Below are 22,992 nucleotides of genomic sequence, written 5' to 3'. Positions count from 1 at the left end.
TTACTTCTCCTTTGTCTTTACATCTTTAAAATCTTCTAAGAATTTTTTTAAACCCTTATCTGTTAACTCATGCTTAATCATTTCCTTAAATATTTTATAAGGAATAGTACCTATGTCAGCACCAGTTTTTGCTACATCTTCTACATGATTAATATGTCTAATACTTGCTGCAATAATTTGAGTTTCATATCCATATTCTTTAAAAATATAAGCAATGTCTGCTACAAGGTCTAAACCAGACTCTCCAATGTCATCAAGTCTTCCCATAAAAGGACTTATATAAGTTGCTCCAGCATTTGCTGCAAGAAGGGCTTGTGAAACTGAAAATATTAGAGTGACATTAGTCCTTATACCTTCCTTACTAAGAATGCTTACAGCTTTAAGTCCTTCTTCAATCATAGGAATCTTTATAACAATATTTTTTGATATCTTTGCAAGTTCTCTTGCTTCCTTAAGCATTCCATCTAAGTCTGTAGAAATAACTTCTGCAGATATATCGCCATCTACGATTTCAGTTATTTCCTCAATTACATCTTCAAAAACTCCCCCATTTTTTGCTATTAGGCTAGGGTTTGTTGTGACTCCTGACAGGACTCCCCAGGAGTTGATTTCTTTAATTTCCTCAATATTAGCAGTATCGATAAAAAACTTCATTTTATTTAATCATCCCTTTCAAGTAATACAACAGCTTGGGAAGAGATTCCTTCTCCTCTTCCAACAAAGCCAAGTTTTTCTGTGGTAGTTGCTTTTATAGAAATATTTTCTATATCTGTTTTTAATATATCAGCTATTGTCTTTCTCATGTAGTCAATATGATTTGCAAGCTTTGGTGCCTGACAGGCAACAACAGAATCAATATTTCCAATTCTATAATTTTTTGATTTCATTATTTCATAAACTCTTTTTAATAAAACTTTTGAATCAATATCCTTATATTCATTGTCATTATCTGGGAAGTGATATCCAATGTCTCTTAGAGCAAGAGCCCCTAAAATGGCATCCATTATTGCGTGAATAAGTACGTCTGCATCAGAATGACCTAGAAGTCCCTTGTCATATTCTAACTCAATACCACCAATTATAAGTTTTCTATCTTCAACTAGTTTATGAACATCATAACCAATTCCAATTCTCATATTTTCACCTTCTTCACAAGTATCTGTGCTATAGATAAATCCTCTCTTGTTGTAATTTTTATGTTGTCATAGGAGTTGTAAATGAGTTTAACTTTAACTCCTGTCTTTTCAACTAAGGAACAGTCATCAGTACCGTAATATCCTTCTGAATAAGCTTGATTGTAGGCCTTCATTATTATATCTTTTTTAAAGACTTGTGGAGTTTGCACCTGCCAAAGCCTATCTCTGTTTGGAGTATAATCAACTGTTTCTCCATCAGTAGATACTTTTATAGTATCTTTAACAGGATTTGCAAGAACGCAAGCACCAGTATCCATTACATTCTCAATAGCTTCGTCAATTTTATCAACAGAAACAAAAGGCCTAGCTCCATCGTGGGTTAAGACGATATCTGTTTCATAGGGCATATTTAATAGTCCATTGTTAATGGAGTCTTGCCTCTCCTTGCCCCCATAAACAATTTTGTAGTCCATATTAATTTTATATTTTTCAATAATATCATCTACATATTTCATGTCGCTTTCTTTTACAATGAGGATTAAAAAGTCAAGGTATTTGGATTTTTCAATTTTTTTAATGGTATGAGCAAGAATTGGAATGCCATCAATTGTTAAAAACTGCTTGTTAATTCCCATTTTCATTCTTTTACCCATACCTGCTGCTGCAACTATAGCCGTAACAAATTTTTCCTTATACACAAAATCACTCTTCTTCAAGTTGTAAATTATTAATAGCGTACTTTAAAAGTTCTCCAGCAATAGGAGCAGCTGCTTGAGAGCCGTAATCTTTTACATTAGGTATAACTACTGATATTGCAACTTGTGGATCATCTGCTGGTGCAAAACCAACAAACCAAGCATTATTAGTTCCTTCTTTAAGGTCTAGTTGTGCAGTACCTGTTTTACCAGCTACCTTTAGGCCTGAAACATAAGCTTCTGTACCAGTACCATTATTTACAACATTGACCATGTATTTTGTAATTTGGTCAGCATTTTCTTTTGATGTAACTTCACTTAAAACTGTCGGCGTATTTCTCAATACATTCTTGCCATCAGATGAATCAATTTTCTTTACAAGGTGTGGTTGCATCATAACGCCATCATTTGCAATAGTAGATGCAATCATACACATTTCAAGAGGTGTTACTAGTATAGTATCGTGGCCTATTCCACCTGCAGCAAGTGCAGTTCTGTCAAATCCATTTCTCTTAAAAGTCCAAGTAGAAGTTTCTAAAGGAAGTTCAAAATTTACTTTTTTGTTAATCATATACTTTTCAGAAACTTGGCCCATTATGTCAATTCCCATATCAACAGATTTTCTTACGAAATAAGTGTTAAGGGAATTTGTAAAAGCCCTTTTAAGGTCCACCCTACCATAGATTTTATTCCCAGCATTCTTAAACTCTCTACCATTATCTATCTTTTCCATTCCCTCATCAGTATATTTTTGAGAAATTCCTGACTCAAGAATAGCAGTTGTAGTAACAATTTTATAAACTGAACCAGGCGCAAATTTACCCTTTGTAGCACTATTAAAGAGAGCTCCATTATTGGCTTCATTAATTTTTTGCATGTCCTGAGCAATATTTTGAGAATTGAAGTCCGGTAGAGATACCATTGAAAGAACTTCGCCTGTCTTTGGATTCATTATTACAACAGAACCCTTATCTGAATTAGCAGATAAAACCGACCTAGTTTTTTCTTGCAAGGCTGTGTCTGTTGTAAGAGTAATATCATCTCCAGTGTATGGATCGTAATTTTTATTTATAATTGACTTAAAGGTTTTTAAAATTTTAGAGCCTTCCTTGCCAACTAAGTAATCGTTTAATTCCTTTTCAAGTCCATACTTGTCAACTATCTTATCTGAATAACCTATTATGTGAGAATAAATTATTGGTTGATTGTAAATTCTGTGATAATTATATTTTTCTCCATTGGAATAGGCTAAAACTTCGTGATTTCTATCATAGAAAGTTCCTCTCTTAACTGAATTTTCCCTTAATTCACTTCTTCTATTAGCAGGGTGCTTTACAATATCTTCTGCCTTGAATACAGTAAAATAAGTTAAATATATAATCGGAGCAACTAATAAAAACATTAAAAATACAAGTAAGACTAAAATTCTCTTATTATCTTTACTATTCATTGTCTACTCCTTTTTCGTATTTATATGATAAATCTTCGCTTGTCACTTGTAAAATTCCCAGTGCAACAAAACTTGATATCAAAGAACTACCTCCATATGATATAAAAGGTAAAGTTAAACCAGTCATTGGAATAAGCTTTATTACACCACCAATATTTAAGAAGGCTTGTACAGTGAAAAGAATTGCTACTGATAAGGCAAGAATTCTGTAAAATAAATATTCTTGATTAAGAGCAATCTTAATGGCCCTATAAACTAGAAGCATATAGAGCATTATTATTCCAATTCCAGTTAAGACTCCCATCTCTTCACAAATAGCTGAGAAAATTACATCTGAATAGGCAAAGGCAATTTGCTTTGGATAGCCCAAGCCAATACCTTGACCTATAAAGCCCCCCTCTCCTATTCCAAATAGAGATTGAACAATTTGCCTTGCAGAGTTAACAACCTTATCCGCAGTCCAAGGGTTTAACCAAATGTCCACCCTGTTCCTAACATGTGAGAATAAAAAGTATCCTGCAACGGATCCTATGACCATTAACCCAACATTAACAAGAATAGACACCCTATCCTCGTCATATATATACTGGATAAGAGTGTAGATAGCAATAAAAATTGCAGCAGTACCTAAATCTCTTTGTATAAACAAAAATCCCACAAAAATATATATTACTCCCATTAAGTAATATGAAGTATATTTATAATTTAATTTTTTTAATCTCGTTTGGAAAGTTGTATAAAAAGAAGCTATTAAAAATATAACTAAAATTTTTGTGAATTCGGATAACTGAATTGTTATACCTTCAGAAATTTCTATCCAGTTTTTAGCTCCGTACTTAGATGGAGCGAGAATTATTGTTAATAAGAAAAATAAAATAGAAAGTCCTAAATAAAGACCTGTCATGTACTCTAGTCTTCTCATTGCCCTTATTATAAAATAAGTCAAATAAAAAACTAAAATACCTGCTAATACCCATATTAACTGTCTTAGTCCAAGCTTTGGCGACAACCTATATATGGTTATTATCCCAAGACTCAAAAGCATGGAGACTATTAAAAATATATAATTATCCCCAGAAGAAACTTTACCGAGGACTAAATTTGAAATATAAACAATTAAAATTAGTCCTAAAAATAAAATTACTATGTACCTATCAATATTATTGTTATTAAAAGTAAATAGTAATAAGATACTTAAAATTTCAAAAATTAATAGTAGGTTTCTAGGTTTTCTCTGTTTAAAAATTTTATCTAACACAATTTCACCTTTTATCTACAAAAATAAATTGAATGAAGCCAACTCCAATTTTGTCATTGTTTTGAAGTTCAATTAGCTCATTAGGATCAATTTTTACACCATTTAAAAAAGTTCCATTGGCAGAACCCAAGTCTTCTAAATAATACCTTTGATTCTTTTCACGGATTAGTAAATGATTTTTACTTACGAATTTATCTTTTATAACAACATCATTTCTTGAACTCCTGCCAAGACTTATGTCACCTTCAATGACATAGTACTCCTGCATTTTAAAGTTCAAGGAATCAAGTCTATTTACGACTTTTAGATAAGCCTCATCGAGGGAGCCTCCCCCACTTGTCATGCTCTTAACATCGAGATACATTAGTCTTAAAATACTAAAAATAAATAGATAGATTAAGATTATGAACACATACCTCAATACTTGCGAGATTAACTCAAACATTTTACACCTCTCAGTCTTAAACTCTATCTAATTATATACTTTTTACTTGTAATTTTCCAATATTTTGTTAAATAAGATGAATTGGGGAAACTTGTGATTTATGATAAAATAAAGTCGGTGATAAAATGATTATTTCTAATATAAGTTTTGAAAAGAAAAAGTTTCATGTTAGCTTTGATAATGGAGAGGAAATAAAAATTTCTGAAGACACACTTGTGAACTTTGGACTTTATAAGGGGCAAGAAGTTGAAGAAGAGTTTGTTGAGAACCTAAAGTTTGAAGATGAGAAGTCTGAAGCCCTCCTCTTGTCTTACAAGTTTTTACAAAGGAACAAGACAAAACAGCAACTAATTGATTATTTATATAAAAATAAAATTCAAAGAGACATAATTGATCTCGTCTTGCCTATTCTTGAAGAAAAAAATTACTTAAATGATGAGGACTATGCAAGAAGATATCTTAGTGATGCCTTAAATATAAAAAAATACGGGAAGATTAAGACAAGATACATGTTAATGTCAAAGGGTATTGATAAGAAAATAATAGAAAAAGTTATGGAAGATTATGACTACGAGTTAGAGTATACGAATGCCCTTGAATTAATAGAAAAACGTATATCAAAAGATGAGACTGATCCAAAAATAATTAATTCAGCAAAGAATTATCTTCAAGGTCGTGGTTTTGAGTTTGAAATAATTAATTTCACTCTCGATGACTACTTAGGTGTTGAGTAAATGGCATCTTACGTTTATATTTTAAAATGTTCCGATGGAAGTTTATATACAGGCTACACACTTAACCTTGATAAAAGATTAAAGACTCATAAGGCAGGCAAGGCTTCAAAGTACACTGCTACAAGGTTGCCTGTTGAAATGGTCTTTAGTGAGGAGTGTTTAGATAAATCAGACGCCTTAAAGAAGGAGTACTTTATAAAGACTTTAACAAGAAGTAACAAATTAAAAATAATTAATAAGAAAAAAGCTCTTCAAGACTTATATGAAGCTTACCTTATAAAAAAATCAAAAAAATAAAGACCTAAGTTTAAATTAATATTAAACCTAGGTCTTTTTTTATTTGATCTTATACATTTCTGTTAAGAAGTTTGTCTCTTTTTCTATCAATTCTATTTCACATAACTTATCTAAATTGTTTTTAAATTCATCATAGGACAAATTATCTCCAGATTTTTTGTTGTAATTCATGAGAGCTCCATTTAGATTTGATGTGTCAATTGGAAGTAAATCTTTTATATCTAAAAAGAACTTTTCATAAACTTCATTGTCGTGAGCTGTCAGTTCGTCAAAAGGATTCTCGGTGTGAGGAGATACTGTATTGGCTGCCCTAATTCTTACAAAGGAAGTCCTGCCCTTCTTTGCTGAAGAAATGAAAACATCACCTGAACTCAAATATGGAAGTCTCTTTGTCTCATCTGATGACAAGTCAGTTTCTTCCCTAATGGTATCAATGTCTGATGCCCTAACTGTTCTAAAAATTAATTTTGTATTTAACTGAGCAGTTATTGTTTCATCAAGGAGTGTTGGCCTTTGTGTTGCAAGAATTAAAAACACGCCATACTTTCTTCCTTCTTGTGAAATTTCACGCAAGATAGATTTTGAAGGTGTATCAAAACCCTTAGGAGCAAAGTTATGGGCCTCATCAGTAATTATTATAAAAGGTGGAAAGTAATCAACTTTGACATTATTTCTATAAAGTTCGTCTCTGTATTCCTTTCTCAAATAATATAATTTTGCTAAAAGATAAGTAGAGAATACATTTATCATCCTTGTTGACCCTTGAAGTACAACTAGCTTTCTTCTCTTTAATAGGTCCAATAGTTCGTCAATATTATGCGAAAAGATTCCTTCACCTTGAAGAGTCATTAATCTCCACAAGACACCACGAACACTCATAGAATTACAAGTCTTGTCGTATCTTTCATAAATGTCTAAAACTTCTTCAAGCCTATCTCTTCTTGTTTGGTCCTCTTCAATTGCAATCTCTGATAAAATCTTATCTCTTGATCCAATTTCTTGTCCTTCTAATAATAAGTCCAACTTATTTTTAAAAGATTCAAAACTTGCGCCCTTTGAAAGCATGACATCAATTACATTGTTCATGGAATCAGTTAAGGGCGATGCTGCATTTAAAAGATTTTTTAAATCTCTTTTTTGTAGCTCTTGGAATTTTATGCCTGTATGAATTCCAATTTCTAAACACTTAAATTTGTCAGTATAGTCCTTATTAGAAATTTCAGAATTATTTGTAAAGTCCATTTCATAATGAGGGTCCATTACAATTGCAGGAACACCCATTTCCATAAGCTCTTCTAAAACAACTCTTAGACCAAAGGACTTACCACTTCCTGAACCACCGAAAACTCCTATGTGAGGGTATTGGTGCATGGACTTATAATCAAATAAATAAGGAAGCTCTCTTTGCCTTATAAATTCCTTATTTTGAAAAGTTGAAAATAAATCTTTATATATGTCATCCATTCCTTCAGCTATGTTGTCAGTATTCTTTATAGAACCTAAAATAAGTGATTCCTTAGGAAGGGTATCAATTAATAAGTTTTTTATCTCATCAAAGACTGGCGCTCTTAAATCGCTACCTGTTAGGGGCGGATATAAAAGTTCTTCAAAGAATCTCAGCTTGGCTACATAAACTGTTTCATCTCCAACATCATATCCCATTGATCCAAGTGATGATAAGACGTCGCTATCAACAAAGTCTCCACCAATATCAAGAGGAATGAAGCGGTTAAAAGTTTGTGAGTCCACAACTTCGCCAATGATATCACCTTGAACTGGGTCCTCAACTATTAAAAATTCATTGTTCCTAAAGTTTTTGTCCTTAGAACCAATATATACTTCTCTTGTTGTTGTTACTCCAAGTACCTTCATATTTCCTCCTATAGGCTTCTCTTCTCTCTTTCAGAAATAAAAAATCTTTCATAGACATCTCTATCTAGGTATTCTTCCAAAAGAGTTGTTAAGATTTCATCAGTTATCTTTACATCCTTGTCAACTATATCTAACCATAGGGGAACTCCCCTTGATGACATGGGTGTTAGGGTGTAAATGAGGTTAGATATTTCTTCCAAATAATTTTCTTGTGTGTCTAAGATATCAAGACCTACTGCACCAGGAAATTTTGATGTCCTCATAAAGGCTGATGAAAATCCTTCTCCTAGTCCGTCCTTAATAAATTTTTTATTAATTTCATTACGAATTAAAACTGCTTCTCCAGTCTTAAGTCTATTAAATAAAATTTCTCTGTCATAAATACTCTCGTCTATCTCAAGACTTCTTGCAATTACATTTGTTTTTAAGTCTTTTATTACGCCAAAGAGTATTATATTTTTGGCTTCGCAAGTCTCTCTAAGCTCTGTAAACAAATCAAGACAGTTGATTTTATATCTTATAAATCCACCATCCATCATTAAGTAGTCAAAATCATATTTATCAATGTATTCAAGGGCAGTTTCAATTTCAATTGTCGCAAGATATTTTTGCGATAGATTTTTATCTTCATAAATATCATTTAGGGTAGGTGTGTAGACCTTGTTTTTATAGACTTCATTGCCGTCAGTTGACTTGGCAAGTCCTTGAAAAATTTCTATAAAATGAGGAAAGGCTCCACCAGACCTATTGTTAGATCCATCAACACCAACAGTCCTCTTATACTTAGAAAGTTTTTCCTTAGGAAATTTTTCCATTTCAATAAGTCTTCCTACATTTTCTGTAAGCTCTTTTCTAAAAGTATCATTGTCAAGGCTAAAGATAAAATCGTACTTATCCTTTAGATTCTTATTCACTTCTCTAAGTTGACCCTCAAGATCTTGTAAATTAATCATAGGTCTAAACTCTCCTTGTAAACATCATTTTTTGGAAGATTATATTTTTTTGAAACTTCTTTTACAGCTTGAGACTTTTTCTTTCCAGACTTTAATTCTTCTTCAAGAAGACTTTTAATATCGTAAACTTTTTCTTCATTATTACCTTCGAGGACAATAACAAACTCTCCCTTTTCCACAATATCTTTTTCTAATATTTCTGATGTTGTGGACCTAATTGTTTCTTCAAAGACTTTGGTAATCTCTCTTGAAATAGAAATTTTCCTTTCACCAAAAACTTCATAAACATCTTGTAAGAAGTCCTTAATCCTGTGAGGTGCCTCATAAAAAATCAAAGTAAACTTTAAATCTTTAAGGCTTTCAAATTCTTTTTTTCTACTATTAGATTTACTTCCAGTAAAGCCATAAAAAGTAAAATGATCTGTATCAAGTCCTGATAAAACTAAGGCTGTTAAAGCTGCGTTAGCTCCTGGCAAAACCCTAAAGTCAATATTTTCTTCAATGAGTTTTTTAACTAAGACTGACCCTGGATCACTTATTCCTGGCATACCTGCATCAGTTACGAGGGCTATGTTCTTGTCATCTAAATGTTCAATAATTTTTTCGGACATTTCTGCTTCATTAAACTTATGATAAGTTCTAAGTTCCTTATTAATATCAAAGTGATTTAAAAGCTTTAAGGTAACTCTCTTATCTTCTGCATAAATTATATCTACTGATTTTAAAATCTCTATTGTCCTAAGACTTATGTCTCCTAGGTTGCCTATGGGAGTTGGACAAAAATAAATCAAAAGATCACCTCGTTTCTATAAACTCTTTTCATCTCGTCTGTATAGTCTTCTCCTTGTCCTATGTAAAAATCTCTAAAGTCATTGCCAAAATTTCCCTGCTTCCTTGCAACAATGATGGAATTTTTTGGATCCTTGTTTAAGTTACCGTGGATACTTATTATATGTTTTACTCTCAAACCAGCAAGATTAATCTTATAAATAAGTTCTGCCAACCTGTAAGTTGGATAAATAATATAAAGGTTTCCAGAGTTCTTTAAGAGATAGTTAACTATGTAAAGGCTCTTCTCAATATCAAAAAAGTGCTTTGCTGGAATTGTTTCAGATTTTATATTTTCATAATCATAATAAGGCGGATTAAAGACTATAGAATCAAAATAATTTGTTTCATAAACTTCTTTTAAAGAAAAGATATCTTTTTCTATTATTTTTATCTTATCTTCGAGTTTATTTACATTTAGGGATTCTCTAAAGTTTTCTAAAACTATTTTGTTAATGTCTACAGAATGAATTTCTTCATACCTATCAGCAATTCTTAGGGACAAGATTCCATTACCACAGCCTAAGTCAAGAGCCCTCTTCCCCTTCTTAACGAAAGAAGAGAGTATCAAAGAATCTGTGGTGTACTTAAACTCATCTTCATCCTGAAAGATTATAAAATTTGTACCTGGTACTTGGTCTTTCTTCATATTTCACCTTGTAAAACCCCAATGGCTTCCTTGTATTTTTTATCGGCAGAATTTTGTAGATTTTTATCTATTCCATCACTTAGTTTTCCGCCAGGTCTTATATCTTGAAGTTTAATCACATCATAATTAAGCCTTCCATTGGCCCTGTACCTATTAACATAAGTTGGTTGGACTTCATAAGATTTTAAACTAGTTACGCCACTTACATTGTCCTTTTCAATTTCCAATTTTACAAGGGTTCCTGTGTCAACTCCAGATTTTTTTAAATTTTCTACCCTTTGGTTGGATACGGCATTACCCATTGAATAGATCGTAAAGAGTTTTTTATTATTAATTTCTTCTACTTCATATCTTTGTAAGACATGAGGATGAGATCCTAAAATAATATCTGCTCCATACTCGTGGAGTTTTTCCTTTAAGAAGATTTGTCTTTCACTTGGATGATGCTGGTATTCATTTCCCCAGTGAGGATAAACTATTACTATGTCAGACTTATCTTTTAGGTTTTTTATATCTCCAGCAACGTCTTGTGAGAAGGTATTAACAGAATACTCCTTATTTCTCATTAGGGAGTCCATTCCATTTAAGGTATCTGTAAAGGATATTAATCCAATTTTTATTCCATTTTTTTCAACAAGAATTCCCTTTTCGCCCTCTTCAGCTAAAGTTCCAAAGGACTCCATACCACTTTCTTTAATATGACTTATAGTTTCTGCTACCCCATCAAGCCCTGTATCAAGAGAATGGTTGTTAGCAGTAGATAAAATATCAAAGCCAGCATTCTTTAATGAATAAATAGACTCCTTAGGAAAGTTAAACATAGGAAAACCAGACAATTTTCTATTTGAGTTTACTGAACCTTCAAAGTTTGCAATAGCTATGTCTGCTCCCTTAATATCTTCTGAAATATTTGCAAAAATAGGTGTAAAGTCATAAGTATTACCAGTCCTATAATTTTTAACAATTGGCTGATGAAAAATCATGTCTCCCATGGCAAGAATTTTCACTTGAGTCTTGTCTTCTTTTTCTTCTTCTGCACCTTTATTTTTTTCTAGTTTTTCACTACTTACTATATTTATATTTTCAAATTTAAAATTAGTTTTATATGCAATAAATAAGCTCAAGCTTAAAAAGAAAACAAGAGAAATAATAAAAATATTTTTAAAATTTTTCAATCTTCCCTCCTTGAAAATTCACAACCACAATAATCTTGCCTATACATATTAAACTTATCTGTTAACTCAACAGACCTTCTAAAACCATTTTTTTTCTTAAAATCTGAAAATAAATATTTAACCTTGTATTCCTTGGATAAAAGGTCTCCCAACCTATTTAAGATTTGTGAATCCTTGTGAGGCGAAATAGAAAGTGTTGTTGTAAAATAATCATAATTATTTTCAGCAGCAAATCCTGCTGCCTTCTCCATTCTCTGCCTATAGCATTTGAAGCACCTAGGTCCACCTTCTTGGTATTTTTCAAAACCCTTGACGTAATCAAGAAACTCATCATGATCATACTTAATGACCCTTACTTCTATTTCATCTTCAAGACCAAGATTTTTTACAAGTTCAACCTGTTCGTCAGCCCTCCTGTAAAATTCTTCTTCCCTATCGATATTTGGATTGTAATAAAATACATCAATGTCAAAGTATTCATTAATTCTTTCTAGGATTGCAGAAGAACATGGACCGCAACAAGAGTGCAAAAGTAGTCTCGGCTTATTATTTTTGTCTATAGTTTTTATTACTTTTTCCATTTCCAAATTGTAATTAATCTTATTCAAAATATCACCTATAAAATTAGACTAGTCGCCTAGTCTAATAAATCATTTATTCTCTTGTCTACTTTTTGCTATAAATCTTATGGCAAGTCCAAAGATAACAATTCCTATACTCACAAGTTGTGAAACTCTAAAGTTACCAATATAAAGAGAATCAGTTCTCATTCCCTCAATAAAGAATCTTGCAATACCATAGCATATTAAATAAAAGGATATTAATTGTCCTTCAAACTTTTGCTTCTTTGAAAGATAAAAATATAAAAATAAAAATATCAAAAAATTTACAAAGGATTCATAAAAAAATGTTGGATGAACCCTTTGTCCATCAACCAAAATTGCCCATGGAACATTAGTAACTCCACCGTGAGCTTCTCCATTAATATAGTTGCCCCACCTACCAATTGATTGAGCAAGGGCAAGGCCTGGTGCAATACAATCTGCCAAAGTCCAAAAGTTTATTTTCTTAAACCTTGTAAAAATATAAATTGTAAGACCACCAGCAATTATGCCGCCATAAATTGCTAGTCCACCATTCCTAATTGCAAAAATCTCATTTAAGTGTTGGCTGTAGTAGTCCCATTCAAATATTACATAATAGAGCCTTGCTCCCAAGACTCCGATTATAACTGCAAAGAGAGAAACATCATTTCCTACATCCTTATAGAGTCCATTTTTGTAAGATTTCTTCTTTGCCATAGATTCTGTTATAAGAATTGCCAAGAAAACTCCAAGAGCAATTAAGATTCCGTACCATTTAACCTCTAGCCCAAAAATTGTAAAGGCAACGGGATTTATATTCATAGTGACTTGCTTTCTTTATAAATATTAACTCCAGCGGATACACCAAGTCTGTCAGCTCCCTTTTCAATCATTTCTAGGGATTTTTTTAAGTCTCTAATGCCACCGCTAGCCTTAACCTTAACTCTTTCTGACACAGATTTTCTCATCAAGGCAACGTCTTCTGAGTCTGCTCCTGAAGTTGAAAAACCAGTTGATGTTTTAACAAAATCTGCTCCAGCTTCATCTGAAAGTTCACAAGCCTTAACAATTTCTTCTTTAGTTAAAAGACAGTTTTCAAGTATAACCTTTAAAAGGGCCCCATTTTCATGACAAACTTTTGCAATTTCTTGAATTTCTTCTTTAACTAGGTCATATTTTTTTGACTTAAGAAGTCCAATATTTATTACCATGTCAATTTCATTGGCACCATTTTTTATAGCGTCTTCTGTTTCAAAAACTTTTACTTCTTTTGTGTTAGCACCTAGTGGAAAGCCAATAACAGTACAAACTCTAACATCAGTACCCTTTAAGCTTTCAGCACATTTTTTAACCCATACTGGATTTACACAAACTGAAAAAAAATTATATTCTTTAGCTTCTTCTAGGATCTTTTCAATTTGTTCTTCTGTGGATTCTGGCTTTAATAAAGTATGGTCAATAATTCTATTAATTTCCATTAGTCTCTCTCCCATGAAGTAAATACATCTGTTACATCATCGTTATCCTCTAGGGCATCAATTAACTTTTCCATGTTCTTAATATCATCTTCATCATCTAAAGCAGTTTCAGTTTGAGGAATGTAAGTTATATCAGATTCAATGAAGGAGTGGCCTTCATCTTCTAGTGCCTTTCTTACATTGTGATAGTCTTCTGGTTCAGTAATAATTTCAAAGGCTTCTCCCCTATCAACTACGTCTTCTGCTCCAGCATCAATTGCAATTAAGGTAAATTCATCTTCATCAAGGCCTTCTTTTAATACACCGAGGGATCCTTTTTTATCGAACATAAAAGAAACACAACCTGGTTGACCAAGATTACCCGCAAATTTGTCAAATAAATGTCTTATTTCTGGTGCAGTTCTATTTCTATTATCTGTTAGGCAGTGAACCATAACAGCAACCCCACCTGGGCCATAGCCTTCGTAAACAATTTCTTCAAAGTTATCGTCGTTGTCTCCGCCACCAGCTTTGGCAATGGCTCTTTCTATGTTATCATTAGGCATGTTTTCTGCCTTAGCCTTATCTATAGCAACCTTAAGTGATGGATTATAATCTGGATCAAGTCCACCTTCCTTAGCTGCTACAGTTATTTGTCTTGCAAGTTTTGTAAAAATTTTACCTCTTCTTGCGTCTTCCTTACCTTTTTTATTTTTAATATTATTCCATTTAGAATGTCCTGACATCTAATCACCTTTCTATATAAATCGATTTTTAAGCATATTGAATATTATATTACATAAGTTTAGTAATCGTCAATATTATGGGCATAAGATGATGCTTCTTAATAGTTTATTTATTTTAAATTAAAAATAAATGATACACTTACATCTTGATCATGGTTTTCAATTTTCATCTCTCCCTTATGGAGCTTACAAATTTGTTTTGATACAAATAAGCCCATACCATGTCTTTGAACATCTGATAAATTTTCTTCATCTAGCCTTTTTATAATACTTTCATCAATAGGTATTCCCTCATTCTTAATGGATATAAGTAAGCTGTCTTGTAAAATTTCATAATTTATAAAAATTTTTCCATCTCCATACTTAATGCTGTTATTTAAAATATTTTCCAGCATCCTATAAAATAAATGATTGTCCATTTTTATTTTTATTTCTTTATTTATTTTATTCTCAAAAATAATTTCTTTGTTAGGATTTTCATTTAAGCTATTTACAAGTAACTTTCTTATGACAGAAATTGGATCCTTACACTCAAAATGTTTATCACTAAGGTTCTCAAGACTATTTGTTAAATTTAAGTCCTCGATAATTCTACTTATTTTTATAACTTGATCTTCAATTCTTTTGACTTCGTCTAAATTTTCTTTTGTCTTAATCCCCTCCATTTCCCAAGAAATTTTTGTGAGAGGAGTCCTTACGTCGTGACTTATTCCTCTAAGCCAACTAGCTTGGCTTTTTTTAAGATTAATAAATTTCTCATTTGCTTCATTGATTGTTTTAGAAATTTCTTTTAATTCTCCCGCTTCTTCTAGTTCCACATAATCTTCATCGAAAATATTATTGATCGCTTCTTGAAGTGGATTCAATTTCTTGAAAATACTTTTAACTTCATAAACATAAAATATATAAACGAGTATAGAGAACAAAAAAATGCTAACAAGTAAAATAAAAAAATTTATTTTTGCTAAGTCGTAAGAATAATAATTAAAGGGAAACTTGTCTAAAGAATTTTTTGGATAAGCAAGAACTAATACTCCATCACCTACTACAAAAGTAAAGACCGGATAATCATTTAAGTAATACCTTGTAAACCTAACAACATCACTTATTTCAAATTTATTTTTAACTTCATGAGGCTTGTTAAAGCTTTCAATCACTTGTCCATTTTTATCAATTCTTATTGCCCAAATATTTTTATCTTCTAAGTATTTCTTATTCTCCTCTGTAAAATAAATATCTTTAGCCTTATTGTCCTCTTTATTCTTTTCCACGAATTCAAATACCTTGCTTGGCTCAATATATTTTTTTGAAAATTTAAAACTTGAATAAAAAATTCCAATTAAACTTGAAATCATTAAGACTAATAAAATTAGTATAAATAAAACAAATTTCTTTAGTTTTTTTAAAAAATAATTTAGCATTCTTTATTATCTCCAAGTAACTTATAACCCAATCCCTTTACTGTAATAAGAGTTTTAGGATTTGCCGGATCCTCTTCTAGCTTATCTCTTAGCCTATATATGTGGGTTATTAAAGTGTTTTCGTAACCAAAACTTTCTTCCCAACACTTGTCTAATATTTGATCTATTGAAACAATTTTATTTATATTAGTAGCAAGATAATCTAAAATTTTAAATTGCTTTGCCGTCAATTGTATATCCTCGTCATCCTTTATTAACATTGCCCTCTCTCTATCAAAAACAATTCCTCCTGCTAAGATTATTTTTTCATTTTTATTTTGATAGGTTCTCCTAAGGATTGCCTCTATTCTCCACAAGAGGTCTTCAGGTAAAAAAGGCTTAACAATATAGTCATCTACTTCTAAATCAAAGCCCTCTTTTTTGTCATCAATACCACTTAGGGCTGACAGGATAATTACAGGTAGGCTTGACTTCTTTCTAAGGTCTTTTAATAAGTCAAAGCCACTCCCATCTGTTAGCATTATATCTAATATCATTAAATCAACTTTATTGTTGTTAAGTTTAAATCTTGCTTCTGCAATATTTTTTGCTGTCAAAATCTTTTGGTATCCCTTGTTCTTTAAAAACTTGTACATACTATCTATCAAATAGGACTCATCATCAACTAATAAAATGCTTGCATCTCTAAAAGTATTCATTTCTTTCTCCTTTAAAACAATTTTATCACATAAGAATTTGAATTTTTAAAATGTGATGTAAAAGTAATCTACATAAAATCTCTAAGTTATTTCCATTTTTTATAATTATTTTGAACTTTAGAAAGGAGAATATCATGACAAATATTTTAAAAATTGAAAATCTTACAAAATCCTATGATAAAAACATAGTCTTAAAGAATGTTAACTTAGAGATCCAAGAGGGAAGTATATTTGGACTTATTGGTCCTAATGGTGCCGGCAAGTCCACCCTTATGAAGTCTATTCTTGGTTTAGTTAAAAAAGATTCTGGAAAAATAAGTTTGTATGGAAAAGAAGTAAATGAAAAAAATCAAAAGGAAACAAATAAGAATTTAGGCTCTTTAATCGAAGCCCCTTCCTTCTATGACCATCTCACTGCTTATGATAACTTAGATCTAATCTGTGACATGAAAAATATAAATAAAGACAAGATTGATAAAACGCTAAGAGATGTTGGACTAATAAAAAGTAAAGACAAGAAGGTCAGAGAGTTTTCACTGGGTATGAAACAAAGACTTGGCATCGCCATAGCCCTTATTGGTAATCCAAAACTTTTAATCTTAGATGAGCCTATTAATGGACTTGACCCCTATGGTATTGAAGAGATGAGAGACTTGTTCAAAAGTATCGTAAAAAATTCTAATACTAGCATTTTAATTTCTTCGCATATTCTGGATGAAATTGAAAAGATTTCAAGTCACATTGGCATACTTAAAAATGGATCCTTGACTTACACTGGTTCTTTAAGAGACTATAGGGACCTCCATCCACCAGTGATTGTTTTAAAGACTTCAGATAATTTAAAAGCTTCTGAGTTATTAAATCTTCCTCAGTCAAATATTGTTGACGACTATTTAGTTCTTGGAAATAAAAGTAAAGAAGATGTTGCAAGAATAATAAAAAATCTTGTCAATGTTGTCGATATTTATAGGGTTGAAAAAAGAAAAGAAAGTCTTGAAAAGTTATTTATTCAAGAAACAAGTGTAAGGTGATCTTATGAAAAATTTAGAAATGAAAAAGAATAAGGGACTGAAATTAAATTTCACAATTTTAATTTTATTTGCCATACATTTATTTTCTATCCTTATAGCCTTCAAGACAAAAGACTTTCAAGTTAATAAATATCCCCTTGCAAGGATACTAGATTCTTATTTAGCAATCTCTTTATTTTTTAATCCCATAGCCCTGTCATCACTTGTTAAAAAAGTAATAGAGATTGAAGAGAAGAATAATATGTGGCAAATGCAAATAAGTCTTGGCTTAAAAGTTCAGAAAATTTTATTGGATAAAATTAAAAACTTGTCCATAAAAGTTTTCTTAGTCCAAATAATTGAATGGTTGATAATAATATTTTTAGCAAGTAAAAATACAAACTTTGACTTAGATGTGGAGATAATAAAAAGAATAATAATTTACTTTTTAACAACTCTATCAATTAACATTTCAATGCTATTGATATTCACAATAATTGAGATTAAAAGTAAAAAGATTTACTTCTCCCTTTTCTTCTCAATTGTTGGAGCAATGTCTGGAATAATTACCATGCTCACATCAAAAATTTTATCACAAATAAATCCCTTTGGACTCCTTGCTACTATCTTAAATATAAATTATGTAAAAGATGGACAAGTATACACACAGACTATGAATAATATAAATTATCTCACATTGTTTATAAGCTTAATTTATATAATCATAAGTCTAATTTACATCACAAGAGTTAATAAATTTACACTCACTAAGGATATATAGGAGGCATTCATGTTAAAAATAGAATTTAAAAAATTAAAATTGTTTTCGCTCTTATCTACAGTATTGATAATTCCCTTGCTTGCAAATATTTTTGGGACTATAAACTATTTACTAAATCAAGAGATCTTAAAAAACAAATGGGAAAGTCTTTGGACGCAAACTTCCTTATTCTACTTTATGTTTTTTATAATCCCCCTTATATCTATAATAGTTTCAAGTCTTTGGTCAGTTGAACATAAGGCTGGCTTGAAATTAATAAGGACAAGTCCAATAAAAAATATAAATTTCATCATATCAAAGTCTTTTATTGCCTTTATAATAATAGCCTTCACTCAAATTTATTTTTTATTACTATTTGTATTAAGTGGTAAATTTATATGTGGCTTTAAAATTGAAGGACTAGGCCTATACTCTTATTATATCGGAATAAGTATCCTATCCTCCCTTCCAATAATAGCTATAATGAATTATCTAAGTTTAAAAATAAAATCTCTAGGTCTAATAGTCCTTATGTCGGTCTTGATTTCAATTTTTGGCTTCGCCCTTGTAGCACAAAATATATTGCCACTATTTCAAAATATTATAGCTTCAAGCAAGCTCGCTATAGCAACAAATCACTTTGACTTAATAAATAAATCTGATGGAATAAAAATGTTTTTGTTTTCATTAATGGAAATCTTAATTTTTACAAAAAAATCAAATAAACTATTGAAGTATGAATAATAAAAAATATTTTTAAAATTAAATTTATGAAAAATATCCTTGACAAAAATATTTTATGTATTTATAATTCCATTCATAGACTTTGAAGAGGAGAGTACATTGTAAAAGTTTTTACAGAGAGGTTTCGCTTGGTGAAAGAAATCAAAATGGATACTTTGGAACATGGCCTTGGAGTTATCGCACCGAGACAAGAGTTTAGGCTGCGACAGGTACGCCTGTTATAGCGTTCGGAGTATGTTGGTACTCTATGAGGTTATTTTAGCGATAAAATAATAAAAAAAGGTGGTAACACGAAGCTCAAGCTTTCGTCCTTTATGGGACGGGAGCTTTTTTTTATTTTACAAAAGCTTCAAATATAAATTATTTCCTTTTGAGCTGCCGACAAGTATATAAAATCTAGGAGGATAAAATGACAAAGAAAAATTTAGGAACCTTATGTGTGCAAGCAGGATATGAACCAAAGAATGGTGAGCCAAGAGTTGTGCCAATAGTTCAATCCACAACATTTAAATACGATTCATCTGAGCAAATGGCAAATCTTTTTGACCTAAAAGAGGCAGGATATTTCTATACAAGACTTGCCAACCCAACAAATGATGCAGTGGCAAATAAAATTACAGCACTTGAAGGTGGTGTTGCCGGAATATTAACTTCATCAGGACAAGCAGCAAACTTCTATGCCCTACTTAACATTGTAAGTGCAGGCGACCACATAGTAGCATCATCAGCAATCTATGGTGGAACATACAACCTAATTGCCAACACAATGAAAAAGCTTGGCATTGAAGCAACTTTTGTTGAACCAGATGTTAGCCTTGAAGAATTAAATAAGGTCTTTAAAGAAAATACAAAGGCAGTCTTTGGTGAAACTCTTTCCAACCCTTCACTAAGTGTTTTAGATATCGAAACTTTTGCCAAAGCTGCTCACGACCATGGAGTGCCACTTATTGTAGACAACACCTTCCCCACACCAATTTTCTTAAGACCAATTGAATGGGGAGCTGATATTGTAACCCACTCCACAACAAAGTACATGAATGGATTTGCCAACTCAGTTGGTGGTGTTGTTGTGGACTCAGGTAACTTTGATTGGTCAAAACACAAGGACAAGTTCCCTGGACTAACTGAACCAGATGAGTCCTATCACGGAGTTGTCTATACAGAAACCTTTGGCAAGGGAGCCTATATAACTAAGATGACTACGACTTTAATGAGAGATTTGGGTAGTATTCCTTCCCCACAAAACTCTTTTTACTTGAATATCGGTCTTGAAACCCTGCACCTAAGGATGCCAAGACACTACGAAAATGCACTAGCACTTGCTAAATATTTAAAGGCTAACGACAAAATTTCTTGGATTACCTTCCCAGGTCTTGAAGGTGACTCACAATATGAACTTGCACAAAAATATTTGCCAGATGGATCCTGCGGAGTAATCGCCTTTGGTATTAAGGTTGGAAGAGAAGCTGCAACAAAATTCATGGATAGCTTAAAGCTTGCAGCAGTTGTAACCCACGTTGCCGACTCAAGAACTTGCGTCCTTCACCCCGCATCAACAACACATAGACAAATGAATGACGAGGAACTTGCTCACGCTGGCATTAGCCCTGACCTAATAAGAATGTCAGTGGGCATTGAAGATGTTGAAGACATAATCAAAGACGTAGAACAAGCACTAGCAAACTTATAATAAATATACTATAAAATAGAAAACTCTTTTAAAATTCTCACAAAAAACTTACCCATAGGACTAATTTCTTATGGGGAAGTTTTTTCTTTTTACAAGTAAAAAAGAACTTAGCTCTTAACTAAGTCCTTTAAAAGTTTTTATTTATTTAAGTTTATCTCTACTGTCTTGTTATCTCCATCCCACTCAATGTTTTGGTCTATGCCGTCTTTTGTGTTTCCATTTGTAAGTCCAAAGACATTGGCTACGTTAGAAATTGGAAGTAATATTCTTCCATTGATGTTTAGTGGTTTAGAGTCCATCTTGATGACTTTGCCATTGGAAAGGACTATTTCATTTCCATCGATTTGGATTTTTGCAACTAGACCCTTGTTTGTAAAGATTGCAGTCCTAGTTTGTGGATCCCACTCGACTTTTGCCCCAATCATTTCGGCAAGACTTCTAAGTGGAAGCATAAGCCTGTCATTTTTTATAATAGGCTTAACATCCATTTGTTTATTTTGCCTTACCCCATCTTTAATTACTTGGTAGTTGCCACTCATTACGTCAATAATATGTCTTGCTTCCTCTTTTTGTTTGTTGCTCAGATTTTTATTTTCAACCTGAGTCTTAACTTTTGTTGTCTTCGCAGAGTGGTTTTTGAATCTTAAACCAAAATAATTATTTTCTTTTTTATTTTGTTTGTTTTTTTCCTTATCTTTTTGATTTGTTCCTGGATTTGGCATAGGTCTTGTGTCTGGCTTTTTATTTTCTTTTGCCTTTTTAGAAACAATAGTATCTACCACTTTTGATTCTTTTTTACCCATTTCTATTTGAGTAACTGAAACTTTGTCATCTTTCTTTAAGTCTTTTTTTATTTCAACTTTCCAATTCTTGTCTTGTCCTACAATAGTTCCTAAAGAAGTGTTGTCTTTAAGAGTAACTTTAATTTTTGCTCCAGCTTGACCTTGGCCTTTAATTAACTTGTCAGACTCAGTGATTTTTTCAACTGTTGGTTCAGCTGATGTGGCTTGAGCTCTCTTCCAAGTTCCAACAAGCTTTTTGTCCTCAGATGCCCCTACAATTCTTGTTGGATTCCATCCAGCAAAGACCCAATCGTAAACCTTTGTAACTTGTCCGCTATCATCTTTTATTATTTCGGTAAAGTTTTCTGGTTTAGTATGGTCAAAGTTCTTTCCCTTTACAACCCAAGCTTCTTCTGGCATTTTATCTTTTAACACCTTAGGAAAAGAATTTTCATCAATATCATTATTTCTTTTATCAAGGTCAATTCCCTTGAATTCAAAAGTTACCTTGTATCTTTTAGTAGCAATTGCTGTAAATTCTTTGTTGTTATCACTAACTATAAAATTATTAGTATCCCAATGAGGATTGATGTATGAATCATTTAATGGCTGAAGGTTGATGTTTTCAATTACACTTTTATTTGTTGGTAAAATATATTTAGATAAGTCTGTCCCTGGTCTTACCTTATAGGTTCTATAGACTGGCTTTTGTTCTTCCTTTCCTTCTGTTATAACATTACCTTCTATAACCTTTGTTCCTTCTCCTAAAAATAAAGTTGTTTTAATAGCATCTTTTGGAACTTTATCAAAAATTCCTGCCGTCACATGTGAAGAAACATATAATTTTTGCTCCACAACATCTATATATGAATTGTCCTTAAAAGTTACTTTAATTTTTCCTTTGACACCTGAATTCTCACTATCTTTGTTAAGATTTGGAGTCTTTGAATCTCTGCCATCACCCTCAAAGTTTGCTTCATTAAAAGCTTTTTTAAGATCAGGGTCAGTAACACTAGTGTCAAGTCCAACTCCATCTTTCCAATTTATTGCATCATCTTTCCATACAGAAATATCTACAGCATATAAACCATTTTTTAATTTTTCAGCGTAAGTATTTGCTTGATTTGGAGCTTGATTTTTAATATCTTTTATATTTGCTGTTAATTCTATATCTTTTGTGATTTCACTATCTTTATTAAAATTAGTTGGTGTTATAGACCAAGGAGAATCTTTATCTATTTCATATTTTGTTGAATCTTTCACCTTGGCACCTATATTCCCAACGTCTTTTAATTTAACATTAGCATTGGGGTCTACATAATATATAAGTTCACTTTTATTAGTTTCTTGACTCCCTATTGTAAGGGTCCCTTTTGATCCGTCCACCTTAAAAGTTACTGCAAAATAGCCTTGCGGTTTCACATTATTTACGCTTTCACTGCTAATAACAGAACCAAGATGTTGACCATTTTGTGGGTTTTGTATTAACTGCATATTTGAATTTTGATTAATTGTAACACTTTGATTATTTGGCAAAGCAAAGGTGTTAACCGGAAATGAAAGCCCAAATAACAAAGTAGCCATAGTAGTTGCTAAAACTTTTTTCAT

The 22,992-nt window shown here is 31.8% G+C and carries 24 protein-coding genes and 1 other annotated feature; of the genes, 6 read left to right on the top strand and 18 right to left on the bottom strand.

Going from position 1 to position 22,992, the window contains the following annotated elements:
* Genes fsa through M9426_RS00095 form a run of 6 tightly spaced genes read right to left on the bottom strand, consistent with a single transcriptional unit; the run spans position 1 to position 4,984 of the window.
* On the bottom strand, positions 1–654 hold the full coding sequence (gene fsa, locus M9426_RS00120; protein ID WP_250342068.1) for a fructose-6-phosphate aldolase: 654 nt from the start codon (positions 652–654) through the stop codon (positions 1–3).
* Between the two features lie 5 nt (positions 655–659).
* Positions 660–1,136 carry a 2-C-methyl-D-erythritol 2,4-cyclodiphosphate synthase gene (gene ispF / locus M9426_RS00115; RefSeq protein WP_250342067.1) on the bottom strand — a complete coding sequence of 159 codons (477 nt, stop codon included), beginning with the start codon at positions 1,134–1,136 and terminating at the stop codon, positions 660–662.
* Positions 1,133–1,834: a 2-C-methyl-D-erythritol 4-phosphate cytidylyltransferase gene (ispD, locus tag M9426_RS00110; protein WP_250342066.1), complete on the bottom strand. Its 702-nt coding sequence runs from the start codon at positions 1,832–1,834 to the stop codon at positions 1,133–1,135. The genes ispF and ispD overlap by 4 nt, the downstream gene beginning before the upstream one ends.
* A gap of 4 nt (positions 1,835–1,838) precedes the next feature.
* Positions 1,839–3,281, bottom strand: coding sequence for a peptidoglycan D,D-transpeptidase FtsI family protein (locus tag M9426_RS00105; RefSeq protein WP_250342065.1), 1,443 nt, complete (start codon positions 3,279–3,281; stop codon positions 1,839–1,841).
* Entirely contained in the window at positions 3,274–4,539 is a 1,266-nt protein-coding gene (locus M9426_RS00100; protein ID WP_195444400.1) for an FtsW/RodA/SpoVE family cell cycle protein, read from the bottom strand. The genes M9426_RS00105 and M9426_RS00100 overlap by 8 nt, the downstream gene beginning before the upstream one ends.
* A gap of 4 nt (positions 4,540–4,543) precedes the next feature.
* On the bottom strand, positions 4,544–4,984 hold the full coding sequence (locus M9426_RS00095; protein WP_060800220.1) for an FHA domain-containing protein: 441 nt from the start codon (positions 4,982–4,984) through the stop codon (positions 4,544–4,546).
* A 125-nt stretch (positions 4,985–5,109) separates the two neighbouring features.
* On the opposite strand from M9426_RS00095, the gene M9426_RS00090 reads away from it, so the two are divergent.
* Both M9426_RS00090 and M9426_RS00085 read left to right on the top strand, forming a co-directional pair.
* The gene (locus M9426_RS00090; RefSeq protein ID WP_250342064.1) at positions 5,110–5,718 is read left to right on the top strand and encodes a regulatory protein RecX; all 609 of its coding nucleotides are present in this window, start codon (positions 5,110–5,112) and stop codon (positions 5,716–5,718) included.
* On the top strand, positions 5,719–6,015 hold the full coding sequence (locus M9426_RS00085) for a GIY-YIG nuclease family protein (protein WP_250342063.1): 297 nt from the start codon (positions 5,719–5,721) through the stop codon (positions 6,013–6,015).
* Between the two features lie 39 nt (positions 6,016–6,054).
* On the opposite strand, the gene M9426_RS00080 is transcribed toward M9426_RS00085, so the two are convergent.
* From M9426_RS00080 to M9426_RS00030, 11 genes are all read right to left on the bottom strand, one after another.
* Complete coding sequence (locus M9426_RS00080; RefSeq protein ID WP_250342062.1) at positions 6,055–7,887, bottom strand: ATP-binding protein; 1,833 nt, start codon at positions 7,885–7,887, stop codon at positions 6,055–6,057.
* Positions 7,888–7,895: 8 nt separating this feature from the next.
* Positions 7,896–8,840 (bottom strand): DNA double-strand break repair nuclease NurA, encoded by a 945-nt coding sequence (locus M9426_RS00075; protein WP_250342061.1) that lies wholly within the window; start codon positions 8,838–8,840, stop codon positions 7,896–7,898.
* The gene (gene rsmI, locus M9426_RS00070; RefSeq protein ID WP_250342060.1) at positions 8,837–9,631 is read right to left on the bottom strand and encodes a 16S rRNA (cytidine(1402)-2'-O)-methyltransferase; all 795 of its coding nucleotides are present in this window, start codon (positions 9,629–9,631) and stop codon (positions 8,837–8,839) included. Before rsmI ends, M9426_RS00075 begins: the two co-directional genes overlap by 4 nt.
* On the bottom strand, positions 9,628–10,317 hold the full coding sequence (locus M9426_RS00065) for a tRNA1(Val) (adenine(37)-N6)-methyltransferase (RefSeq protein WP_250342059.1): 690 nt from the start codon (positions 10,315–10,317) through the stop codon (positions 9,628–9,630). Before M9426_RS00065 ends, rsmI begins: the two co-directional genes overlap by 4 nt.
* Entirely contained in the window at positions 10,314–11,492 is a 1,179-nt protein-coding gene (locus M9426_RS00060; protein WP_250342058.1) for a CapA family protein, read from the bottom strand. Before M9426_RS00060 ends, M9426_RS00065 begins: the two co-directional genes overlap by 4 nt.
* On the bottom strand, positions 11,489–12,100 hold the full coding sequence (locus M9426_RS00055; RefSeq protein WP_250342057.1) for an epoxyqueuosine reductase QueH: 612 nt from the start codon (positions 12,098–12,100) through the stop codon (positions 11,489–11,491). Before M9426_RS00055 ends, M9426_RS00060 begins: the two co-directional genes overlap by 4 nt.
* Before the next feature lie 42 nt (positions 12,101–12,142).
* The gene (gene lgt, locus M9426_RS00050; protein WP_250342056.1) at positions 12,143–12,898 is read right to left on the bottom strand and encodes a prolipoprotein diacylglyceryl transferase; all 756 of its coding nucleotides are present in this window, start codon (positions 12,896–12,898) and stop codon (positions 12,143–12,145) included.
* A complete protein-coding gene (gene deoC / locus M9426_RS00045; protein WP_250342055.1) occupies positions 12,895–13,554 on the bottom strand; it encodes a deoxyribose-phosphate aldolase in 660 nt (219 codons plus the stop codon). The genes lgt and deoC overlap by 4 nt, the downstream gene beginning before the upstream one ends.
* The gene (locus tag M9426_RS00040) at positions 13,554–14,279 is read right to left on the bottom strand and encodes a YebC/PmpR family DNA-binding transcriptional regulator (protein ID WP_005956397.1); all 726 of its coding nucleotides are present in this window, start codon (positions 14,277–14,279) and stop codon (positions 13,554–13,556) included. Before M9426_RS00040 ends, deoC begins: the two co-directional genes overlap by 1 nt.
* Positions 14,280–14,389: 110 nt before the next feature.
* Complete coding sequence (locus tag M9426_RS00035; RefSeq protein WP_250342054.1) at positions 14,390–15,700, bottom strand: HAMP domain-containing sensor histidine kinase; 1,311 nt, start codon at positions 15,698–15,700, stop codon at positions 14,390–14,392.
* Positions 15,694–16,398 carry a response regulator transcription factor gene (locus M9426_RS00030; RefSeq protein ID WP_250342053.1) on the bottom strand — a complete coding sequence of 235 codons (705 nt, stop codon included), beginning with the start codon at positions 16,396–16,398 and terminating at the stop codon, positions 15,694–15,696. Before M9426_RS00030 ends, M9426_RS00035 begins: the two co-directional genes overlap by 7 nt.
* A 134-nt stretch (positions 16,399–16,532) precedes the next feature.
* Between M9426_RS00030 and M9426_RS00025 the strand changes: the two genes are divergently transcribed.
* The 4 genes from M9426_RS00025 to M9426_RS00010 all read left to right on the top strand — a co-directional run bounded on the left by M9426_RS00025 (position 16,533) and on the right by M9426_RS00010 (position 20,602).
* Positions 16,533–17,429, top strand: a complete 897-nt coding sequence (locus tag M9426_RS00025; protein WP_250342052.1) for an ABC transporter ATP-binding protein — start codon at positions 16,533–16,535, stop codon at positions 17,427–17,429.
* A 4-nt stretch (positions 17,430–17,433) separates the two neighbouring features.
* Positions 17,434–18,189 carry an ABC-2 transporter permease family protein gene (locus M9426_RS00020; protein ID WP_250342051.1) on the top strand — a complete coding sequence of 252 codons (756 nt, stop codon included), beginning with the start codon at positions 17,434–17,436 and terminating at the stop codon, positions 18,187–18,189.
* Between the two features lie 9 nt (positions 18,190–18,198).
* Positions 18,199–18,912 carry an ABC transporter permease gene (locus M9426_RS00015; protein ID WP_250342050.1) on the top strand — a complete coding sequence of 238 codons (714 nt, stop codon included), beginning with the start codon at positions 18,199–18,201 and terminating at the stop codon, positions 18,910–18,912.
* A gap of 73 nt (positions 18,913–18,985) precedes the next feature.
* Positions 18,986–19,228, top strand: a binding site (T-box leader).
* A gap of 93 nt (positions 19,229–19,321) precedes the next feature.
* Positions 19,322–20,602 (top strand): O-acetylhomoserine aminocarboxypropyltransferase/cysteine synthase family protein, encoded by a 1,281-nt coding sequence (locus tag M9426_RS00010; RefSeq protein ID WP_250342049.1) that lies wholly within the window; start codon positions 19,322–19,324, stop codon positions 20,600–20,602.
* A 137-nt stretch (positions 20,603–20,739) separates the two neighbouring features.
* Here M9426_RS00010 and M9426_RS00005 read toward each other — a convergent pair whose 3' ends face one another.
* Complete coding sequence (locus M9426_RS00005) at positions 20,740–22,992, bottom strand: stalk domain-containing protein (RefSeq protein ID WP_250342048.1); 2,253 nt, start codon at positions 22,990–22,992, stop codon at positions 20,740–20,742.

This window comes from Peptoniphilus genitalis (assembly GCF_023614525.1).
Lineage (GTDB): Bacteria > Bacillota > Clostridia > Tissierellales > Peptoniphilaceae > Peptoniphilus_A > Peptoniphilus_A genitalis.
The sequence above is the reverse complement of the archived record's forward strand: the minus strand, read 5'-3'. Positions and strand labels throughout refer to the sequence as shown.